This window comes from Caulobacter sp. 17J65-9, assembly GCF_010975005.1.
In the GTDB taxonomy this organism is placed as follows: domain Bacteria; phylum Pseudomonadota; class Alphaproteobacteria; order Caulobacterales; family Caulobacteraceae; genus 17J80-11.
Genome location: NZ_JAAIVC010000154.1, coordinates 1 through 9008, shown reverse-complemented (window position 1 = coordinate 9008; position 9008 = coordinate 1). Strand labels below are relative to the sequence as shown.

Genomic DNA, 9008 nt, shown 5'->3' with positions numbered 1-9008 from the left:
GCCGAAGCCGGAGCGGCGGCGGCGCGCGGGGCCGAGGCCGGTTCGCGCGGCGCGCCGGGCACCGACAGCGGGTCGCCCTTGATCAGCACCTGCACCTTGGCGCCGCCGCGCAGCTTTTCGAGCAGCTGGCGGACCTCGTCATAGGTCAGGAAGCGCAGAATCTGCGGCCGCGCGTCCTCGATCGACAGCGGCTCCTCCTGGCGACGGTCCTCGACCCGCAGGATGGCCCAGCCGCCCTCGGTCTGGAACGGCCCGACCGTCTCGCCGGCCTTGGCGGTCTTCAGCGCGACGGCGTAGGCGTCGGGCATGACGTCGGTGGTGAAATAGCCCAGGTCGCCGCCGTTGAAGCGGGTGGCCTGGTCGATCGAGCGCTCCATGGCCAGGGCCTCGAACGAGGCGCCGTTGGCCAGCAGGTTGCCCACGGCCTCCGCCTCGGCCTGGCTCTTCAGCAGGATCAGGCGGGCGCGGATCTCTTCCGACTGCTTGGCCAGACGGCGCTGCTCCTCGTAGAGGGCGCGCACGGCGTTCTCGTTGATGGCGGCGTCGACGGTGTTCTCGACCAGCATGTCGCCGAGGATGCGCTCGCGCGCGGCGGCCAGGCGGCGCTGGGCGACCGGGCTGTCGTCCAGGCCCCGGCGCTCGGCCTCGCGGGCCAGCAGCTTCTGGTCGATCACCTCGTCCAGCACGCGGCGGAACAGGTCGGAGGTGGTGTCGAGCGGCTCGCCTTCGCCGATCAGCCCCTGGGCGACGGCCTCGCGCTTGACGTCGGAGGCCCAGATGGTCTGGCCCTCGACCCGGGCGGCGGCGACGTCGCCGGCTTCGGGCGGATGTTCCTTGGCGCCGCGGTCGCCGCAGGCGGCGAGCGCCAGGGCGAAGGCGAGGCTGAGAACCGCTAGGCCGGTGCGGGCGCGATCGAGGCGCATGGGCGTCTTCCCCCGAAGAAGTCCTTTAGCAAAAACCCGTCGCGTTGACAGGACTTAGGGCGCTGCTTAAGTCTCGCGCGCGCGTTAGTCGAGGAGTTTTCGACGCTCCGCGCGGCCGCGCCGCGCGTCCCGAGACTTCACTGTCTCGTCGACGTCCCCATCATATATAGAGCGTATCGCTCGCCCACCGTCCGGATCGTTCATGCTCGGCCTCGCCAAGAAGATTTTCGGCTCCTCCAACGACCGCAAGGTTAAGACCGCGACGCAGCGCGTGTCGAAGATCAACGCGCTGGAGCCCCGCTATCAGGCCATGAGCGATGAGGAGCTGCGCGCCCAGACGCAGATCTTCAAGGATCGCCTGGCCAAGGGCGAGACCCTGGACAAGGTGCTCGAGGAAGCCTTCGCCGTGGTGCGCGAGGCGGCCAAGCGGGTGCTGGGCCAGCGCCACTACGACGTGCAGCTGGTCGGCGGCATGGTCATCCACGACGGCGGCATTTCGGAAATGCGCACCGGCGAGGGCAAGACCCTGGTGGCCACCGCGCCGACCTACCTGAACGCCCTGACCGGCAAGGGCGTGCACGTCATCACCGTCAACGACTACCTCGCCCGCCGCGACGCCGAGTGGATGGGTCAGGTCTACCGCTTCCTCGGTCTGTCGACCGGGGTGATCGTCCACGGGCTGAGCCAGGGCCAGCGCCAGGCCGCCTACCAGTCGGACGTCACCTACGGCACCAACAACGAGTTCGGCTTCGACTACCTGCGCGACAACCTGGTCTACGACGCGCGCGAGATGGTCCAGCGCGGCCATAACTTCGCGATCGTCGACGAGGTCGACTCCATCCTGGTCGACGAAGCCCGCACGCCGCTGATCATCTCCGGCCCGACCGAGGACCGCTCGGACTTCTACCGGACCATCGACCTGGTGGTGAAAGAGCTGATCCAGGACAAGTCGACCTTCGAGCTGGACGAGAAGCAGCGCCAGGCGCTGCTGTCGGAGTACGGCTCGGAGAAGGTCGAGGAAATGCTGGCCGCCTCCGGCCACCTGGCCGAGGACACCGTCGGCCTGTACGACGCGGCCAACATCAGCGTGGTCCACCACGTGAACCAGGCCCTGCGCGCCAACACCCTGTACACGCGCGACAAGGACTACATCATCAAGGGCGGCGAAATCGTCCTGATCGACGAGTTCACCGGCCGTATGATGGTCGGCCGCCGCCTGTCGGAAGGCCTGCACCAGGCCATCGAAGCCAAGGAAGGCGTCCAGGTCCAACCCGAGAACCAGACCCTGGCCTCGGTGACCATCCAGAACTACTTCCGCCTCTACTCCAAGCTGTCGGGCATGACCGGCACCGCCTCGACCGAAGCCGGCGAGTTCATGGACATCTACAAGATGGACGTGATGGAGATCCCGACCAACCGTGCGATCCAGCGCATCGACGAGGACGACGAGGTCTACCGCTCGGAGCGCGAGAAGAACGCCGCCATCGTCAAGCAGATCGAGGACTGTCACCGCCGCGGCCAGCCGATCCTGGTCGGCACGGTGTCGATCGAGAAGTCGGAAGAGCTGTCCAAGCTGCTCGCCGCCCACAAGTTCGAGATCGACGGCAAGACCGTCGACGGCGTCCCGCACGCGGTGCTGAACGCCCGCTACCACGAGCAGGAAGCCTTCATCGTGGCCGACGCCGGCGTGCCGGGCGCGGTGACCATCGCCACCAACATGGCCGGTCGCGGCACCGACATTCAGCTCGGCGGCAACATCGAGATGAAGATGCAGCGCTGGCGGATGGAGCAGCGCGGCATGGGCGTCGAGGTGACGCCGGAGGCCGACGCCGCCCAGCACAAGGCGTTCGAAGCCGAGATCGTCGAGAAGAAGCAGGCGGCCCTGGCCGCCGGCGGCCTGTACGTTCTGGGCACCGAGCGTCACGAAAGCCGCCGCATCGACAACCAGCTGCGCGGCCGTACCGGCCGTCAGGGCGACCCGGGCAAGTCGAAGTTCTACCTGTCGACCGAGGACGACCTGCTGCGCATCTTCGCCGGCGAGCGCCTCGAAGGCATCATGCGCACCTTCGGCGTCCAGGAAGGCGAGGCGATCACCCACAAGTGGCTGAACTCGGCCATCGCCACCGCCCAGCGCCGCGTCGAGCAGCGCAACTTCGAGATCCGCAAGAACCTGCTGAAGTACGACGACGTCATCAACGACCAGCGCAAGGCCGTGTTCGAGCAGCGCCAGGAGTTCATGGAGTCGGACGACCTGTCCGACCTGGTCGCGGAGTTCCGCCGCGACTCGATCTCCGACCTGGTCGAGCGTCACATGCCGCCCAAGGCCTACGCCGAGCAGTGGGACGTCGCCGGCCTGACCGAGCGCGTCCAGAACGTGCTGGGCCTGGACCTGCCGATCGCCGACTGGGCCGCCGAGGAAGGCGTCTCCAACGAAGAGATCGAACAGCGCATCGTCGACGCGGCGGAAGTGCGCGCGGCCGAGCGCCTGCAGCTGGTCGGCCCCGAGCAGATGCGCGGGATCGAAAAGAACTTCCTGCTGCAGATGATCGACATGCAGTGGCGCGAGCACCTGACCCACCTCGACCACCTGCGCGCGGTGATCGGCCTGCGCGGCTACGGCCAGCGCGATCCGCTGAACGAGTACAAGACCGAAGCCTTCTCGCTGTTCGAGACCCTGCTGGCCGACCTGCGCCAGAACGTGACCCGCTGGCTGATGACGGTCGAGTTCCGCTACGAGCAGCCGCCCGAACTCGAGACCCCGATGTTCGAGGAGGTCCACCTCAACCCGCTGACCGGCGAGAACGAGATGGCCAACCCGGCGGCGCAGATGCCGGAAGGCCAGCTGCCGCCGGAGCGCCGCGCCAGCCTGCCGTTCGAGCTGATGCCGGAAGGCTGGCAGGAAACCGCGCGCAACGCGCCGTGCCCCTGCGGCTCGGGCAAGAAGTTCAAGCACTGCCACGGCGCGCTGGTCTGATCGACCCTCGCATCCTAAAGTTGAAAGGCCCGGCGGCGACGCCGGGCCTTTTGCTTTGGGGGCTCCATGTTCAAACGTCACCTCGCGGCGCTCGCCTGCGCCGCCGCCGCCTTCGTCGCCACGCCGACCTTGGCCGCCGAGCCGCCGGCCGCCAACCTGGAGCTGGCCCGCCGCGCGGTGGACCTGCTCGATATCGACAACACCATGGACGAGATGGTGGCGGTCATGACCGACGTCATGCTGGCGGGGCTGGAAGGCAATCCGCAGTTCAAGCCGGAATGGCGCCAGCCCATGATCGACGCGGTCAAGGCGGAGGTGAAGGCTCAGGAGCCCTGGTATCTCGAGGAGATGGCGAAGATCTACGCCGGCGCCTATTCGGAGACGGAGCTGCGCGACCTGGTCACCTTCTTCGAGACCCCGTCCGGGCGCGCCTTCATCGAGCGGACCTCCGAACTGGGCAAGGAGGCCGAAGCCATGGGCGACGAACTGGCGCGCCGCATGGAGCCGGGCCTCACCCGCAGGCTCGAAAAACTCATGTCCGAAAAGCCCCGCAAGCCCGTCGCCTAAGCTTCACCGTTTGGTGAACAGCGACGGCTAACGCGACTCGCAAATCTGCGTTATGCTCCGCCCACAAAACGACATAATTCGCCAAGGAGGCGATACCATGGGTTGGAAGCGTAAAGTCGCGGCGGCCGTCATGGCGGTCGGGTTCGGGCTGGCGGCGGGGGCGGTCCAGGCGGCTGCGCCCTCCCCCCAGCAGTGCAAGAAGGGCTGCACGGCCGGCTACCAGGCCTGCGTCAAGAAAGGCACCGAGGACGCCGCCTGCCGCAAGGCGTGGCTGACCTGCAAAAACAAGTGCAACCCGGCGGCGGCGAAAACCACGCCGGCTCCGGCGCCCGCGCCGGCCGCGAAGAAGAGCTGAAATAAGCTCTAGCCGCTTGGGCCTGACCGCGGAGAAGGTTACCTACGGCGCGGTGTGAGAGGAGCACCGCGCCGATGGTCGCCGTCATCGAGTCCGTGACGCAGTCCCGAAAATCCCCGACCGCAAAGTTCGGGGAGGGTTTCACCTATGACACCTGGTGGTTCGCGGCCCTGTCCGCGGACCTGAAGCCGGGCGCGCTCCAACGTTACGAACTGCTGGGCGAACCGGTGCTGCTCGGGCGCAACCGGGCGGGCGAGGTCTACGCCCTGCGCGACGTCTGCCCGCACCGCGCGGCCCCCCTGTCGGCCGGCCGCCTGGTCAAGGAGCCGGACGGCCGCGAGACGGTCGAATGCCCCTATCACGGCTGGCGATTCGGCGCGGACGGCGCCTGCGCGGCCATACCCTCGCTGGTCGAGGACCAGAACTTCCCGGTCGAAAAGGTGAAGGTGCGCCGCTATCCAGTCGCCGAAAGCCAGGGCCTGGTGTTCGTCTGGATGGCCTCGGACCCGCGCAATCCGTCCGAGCCGGACCACCCGGCGCCCACCTTCGAGGGCGTGGTCGGCGGCAAGCCGAAGATGGTCGAGCGGATGGACTTCGACGCCCACATCGACCACGCGGTCGTGGGCCTGATGGACCCCGCCCACGGCCCCTACGTGCACCAGCAGTGGTGGTGGCGCTCCAAGCACAGCCAGCATGAGAAGGCCAAGCGGTTCGAGCCGCGCGAGATGGGCTTCGCCATGGCCCGCCACGCGCCCTCCAAGAACAGCCGCGCCTACAAGATCCTGGGCGGCGCGCCGGCCACCGAGATCACCTTCCGTCTCCCGGGCCTGCGCTGGGAGCACATCCAGGTCGGCCAGCGCCAGGTGCTGGGCCTGACCTGCCTGACGGCGGTGAACGAGAAGAAGACCCGCATCACCCAGATCTTCTGGTCCGACCATCCGATCGTGGGCGCGATCATGCCCCTGTTCCGGATCGGCGCGCGCGCCTTCCTCAAGCAGGACGGCGACATGGTGAACCTGCAGAACGAGGGGCTGAAGTACGACCCGGCCCTGCTGTGGATCGACGACGCCGACAAGCAGGCCAAGTGGTATCAGGCGCTGAAGAAGGAATGGACCGCCTCGCGCGCCGAGGGCCGGCCGTTCAGGAACCCCGTCGAGGCGACCACCTTGCGTTGGAAGAGCTGATCGCAGTCTTGGCCTTAAAACCAAGTGCGCAGCGCCTACGTTTAGCAGCGTGATGAAGCTCTTCGTTTTCGGCTACGGCTATCTCGGCTCCACCTTCGCCAACCTGATGCGGCAGGAGGGCTGGCGCGTGGCCGCCTCCGCGCGCGATCCGGACAAGCGCGCCCGCCTGGCCGCCAACGGGATCGAGGCGGTCGATCCGGACGATCCGGCCGCCCTGGCCGCGGCCGTCGAGGGCGCGCACGCGATCCTGGTCACCTCCCCGCCCGGTCCCGACGGCTGCCCGGGCCTGAAGGCGCTGGCGCCGGCGCTGGCCGGCGCGCGGGCCTTCCCCGACTGGATCGGCTACGTCTCCACCACCGGCGTCTACGGCGACCGGGGCGGCGGCTGGGTGTTCGAGGAGTCCGCTCCCAACGCCCCCACCGTCGAGGGCGCGCGCCGCCTGATCGCCGAGCGCGACTGGCGTCAGGTCGGTCGCGGCATGGGCCTGACCGTTTGCGTCTTCCGCCTGCCGGCGATCTACGGCCCCGGCCGCTCGGCCGTCGACAAGCTGAAGGACGGCACCGCCCGGCTGGTGCGCAAACCCGGCCAGGTGTTCAACCGCATCCACGTCGAGGACGCCGCTGACGCCCTGCTGGCCTCGCTGCTCCAGCCCCGACCGGGCGCGGTCTACAACGTCTGCGACGACGAGCCGGTCGCCGCCGAGGTGCTGATCGAAGGCGCCGCCCAGATGCTGGGCCTGCCGCTGCCGCCGGAAGTGCCGTGGACCGACGACAGCGTCTCGGACGCCATGCGCCGGTTCTACACCGACAACAAACGGGTCTCGAACGCGCGCCTGAAGGCCGAGCTGAACTGGCGGCCGCGTTATCCGACCTGGCGCGAGGGCCTGGCCGACATCCTCGCCCGCGAGGCCTGACGGCCCTAGAGCCTTCCCGCTTCGGATGGAATCATCCGAAGCGGACAAGAAGGCTCTAAATTCTTAGAGTTAGAGCGCGATGGCCGCCGAAAACCGGTATCCACTTTCGGCTATAGCGCTCTAGCGCACCTCGGCCACGGTCGCGACCAGCCGCTCCAGGTCCTGCGGCCGCGACAGGCGATGGTCGCCGGCCTTGATCAGGGTGAAGACCACGTCGTCGGTCTCGACCGCCTGGGCCAGGGCGAGCGCGTGCGCCCACGGCACGTCCGGATCGGCCTCGCCCTGCAGGATGCGCACCGGACAGCGGATCGGCACGGGCTTGTCCAGCACCAGCCAGTCGCGGCCCTCGTCCAGCAGGCGCTTCGTGATGGCGTAGGGCGCGTCGTACTCGGACGGCTGCAGCCACACGCCGTTCAGTTCGAGCTCGCGTAGCGCCTCGGGCGACATCGCCGGGCGCATCAAGGCTTCGGTGAAGTCGGGGGCCGGCGCGATCAGCACCAGGGCCTTCACCCGCTCCGGCCGGGCCAGGGCCGCCAGCGAGGCCACCCACCCGCCCATGGACGAACCGACCAGCACCAGCGGGCCGTCGGTCAACTGGTCGATCACCGCCAGGCTGTCGGCGCGCCAGCGGCCGATGGTGGCCGCGTTCCAGTCGCCCGAGGACTCCCCGTGCGCGTAATAGTCGAAACGCAGGAAGCGCCAGCCGCGCGCCTGGGCCGCCTCGGCCAGGGCCACCGCCTTGGTCCCGCCCATGTCGGAGCGGAAACCGCCCAGCCACACCACCGTGGGGCCGTCGCCGTCGACCTCGCGCCAGGCGATCCGCTCGCCGTCCCCGCGGTCGAGAAAGCCGCTTCGCTCGCCCATGGCGCATCCGCTCCGGTTCCAGTAATCGTCCTGACGCGCATAGCCGCTAACCGGGGTCGCCGGAAGCGCGACGACTTCTGGAGCGCCGCCCAAACGGGCGACGCTCGTTTCTTTAAAACGCGCATTTTCTTCGCCGAACCGGTGGCCACACTTCGGCGGAAAATGCGCAGGCAAGGGCTGCGATTGGCGACGCTTCCTTCGAACTTCACCCTGCTGCAGGTCGTCCCGGAACTGGAGACCGGCGGCGTGGAGCAGACCACCCTCGACGTCGCCCGCGCCGTCGTGAAGGCCGGCGGCCGCGCCCTGGTCGCCTCACGCGGCGGGCGGCTGGAGCCGGCCCTGAAGGCGGCCGGCGCCGAGCTGGTGCAGATGCCGGTGCATTCGAAGAACCCCTTCGTCATGGCCGCCAACACCGCCGCCCTGATCCGGCTGATCCGCAAGGAGAAGGTGGACGTCGTGCACGTGCGCTCGCGCGCCCCGGCCTTCAGCGCGATCAGCGCCGCCCGCAGGACCGGCACGCCCGTCGTGGCCACCTATCACGGCGTCTACAAGGCCAAGGGAGCGCTGAAGCGCTGGTACAACGCGGTGATGACCCGCGGCGACCTGGTGATCGCCAACTCCGAATTCACCCGCGACCACGTCATCGCCGAGCACGGCGTCGCGGCCGACCGCATCGTCGCCATTCCGCGCGGCGTCGACATCGAGCGCTTCGATCCGGTTCACGTCGGCCCCGACCGGGTCGCGCGCCTGCGCGAGGCCTGGGGCGTGGCCGCCGACGACGCGCGCCTCAAGGTCCTGCTGGCCGGACGCCTGACCCGCTGGAAGGGCCAGCTGCTGCTGATCGAGGCGGCCGCCCGCCTGAAGGCCGAGGGCCGCTCCGACCTCCTGCTGCTCCTGGCCGGCGACGACCAGGGCCGCCACGAGTACCGGGCCGAGCTGGACGCCGCGATCGCCGCCGCCGGCCTCGAAAACCAGGTCCGCATCGTGGGCCACTGCGAGGACATGCCCGCCGCCTACCTGGTCGCCGACCTGGCCGCCGCCCCGTCGCTGGATCCGGAAGCCTTCGGGCGCACGGCGGTGGAGCCGCAGGCCATGGGCCGCGCCGTGCTGGCCGCCGACCACGGTGCCGCCCGCGAGACCGTCGTGCCGGGCGTCACCGGATGGCTGGTGACCCCGCGCGAGCCGGGCGCCTGGGCCGCGGCGCTGGCCGAAGCGCTGGACGCCGGGC

Annotated in this window: 8 protein-coding genes; 6 read left to right on the top strand and 2 right to left on the bottom strand. The window is 69.1% G+C overall.

The genetic code is table 11. The features are described 5' to 3' along the window. A partial coding sequence (locus G3573_RS17590; protein WP_163263001.1) for a peptidylprolyl isomerase occupies positions 1–923 on the bottom strand: 923 nt, incomplete at its 3' end. A gap of 202 nt (positions 924–1125) precedes the next feature. Here G3573_RS17590 and secA point away from each other — a divergent pair. The 5 genes from secA (at position 1126) to G3573_RS17565 (ending at position 6916) form a co-directional block, all read left to right on the top strand. Then, positions 1126–3897 carry a preprotein translocase subunit SecA gene (secA, locus tag G3573_RS17585; protein ID WP_163262999.1) on the top strand — a complete coding sequence of 924 codons (2772 nt, stop codon included), beginning with the start codon at positions 1126–1128 and terminating at the stop codon, positions 3895–3897. A gap of 66 nt (positions 3898–3963) precedes the next feature. Beyond that, a complete protein-coding gene (locus G3573_RS17580; protein WP_163262997.1) occupies positions 3964–4464 on the top strand; it encodes a DUF2059 domain-containing protein in 501 nt (166 codons plus the stop codon). Between the two features lie 97 nt (positions 4465–4561). Further along, positions 4562–4819: a hypothetical protein gene (locus G3573_RS17575; RefSeq protein WP_163262995.1), complete on the top strand. Its 258-nt coding sequence runs from the start codon at positions 4562–4564 to the stop codon at positions 4817–4819. A gap of 74 nt (positions 4820–4893) precedes the next feature. After that, positions 4894–6003 (top strand): aromatic ring-hydroxylating dioxygenase subunit alpha, encoded by a 1110-nt coding sequence (locus G3573_RS17570; RefSeq protein ID WP_163262993.1) that lies wholly within the window; start codon positions 4894–4896, stop codon positions 6001–6003. 52 nt (positions 6004–6055) lie between these two features. Continuing rightward, positions 6056–6916, top strand: a complete 861-nt coding sequence (locus G3573_RS17565; RefSeq protein WP_163262991.1) for an SDR family oxidoreductase — start codon at positions 6056–6058, stop codon at positions 6914–6916. 120 nt (positions 6917–7036) lie between these two features. Here G3573_RS17565 and G3573_RS17560 read toward each other — a convergent pair whose 3' ends face one another. Then, positions 7037–7780 (bottom strand): alpha/beta hydrolase, encoded by a 744-nt coding sequence (locus G3573_RS17560; protein ID WP_163262989.1) that lies wholly within the window; start codon positions 7778–7780, stop codon positions 7037–7039. Positions 7781–7963: 183 nt separating this feature from the next. Between G3573_RS17560 and G3573_RS17555 the strand changes: the two genes are divergently transcribed. After that, on the top strand, positions 7964–9008 hold a 1045-nt coding region (locus G3573_RS17555; RefSeq protein WP_163262987.1), incomplete at its 3' end, for a glycosyltransferase family 4 protein.

What these genes read in the sequence shown, in the direction of transcription:
- secA (WP_163262999.1), top strand. Translation starts at nt 1,126, where the DNA reads ATGCTCGGCCTCGCCAAGAAGATTTTCGGCTCCTCCAACGACCGCAAG.
- G3573_RS17580 (WP_163262997.1), top strand. Translation starts at nt 3,964, where the DNA reads ATGTTCAAACGTCACCTCGCGGCGCTCGCCTGCGCCGCCGCCGCCTTC.
- G3573_RS17575 (WP_163262995.1), top strand. Translation starts at nt 4,562, where the DNA reads ATGGGTTGGAAGCGTAAAGTCGCGGCGGCCGTCATGGCGGTCGGGTTC.
- G3573_RS17570 (WP_163262993.1), top strand. Translation starts at nt 4,894, where the DNA reads ATGGTCGCCGTCATCGAGTCCGTGACGCAGTCCCGAAAATCCCCGACC.
- G3573_RS17565 (WP_163262991.1), top strand. Translation starts at nt 6,056, where the DNA reads ATGAAGCTCTTCGTTTTCGGCTACGGCTATCTCGGCTCCACCTTCGCC.
- G3573_RS17560 (WP_163262989.1), bottom strand. Translation starts at nt 7,780, where the DNA reads ATGGGCGAGCGAAGCGGCTTTCTCGACCGCGGGGACGGCGAGCGGATC.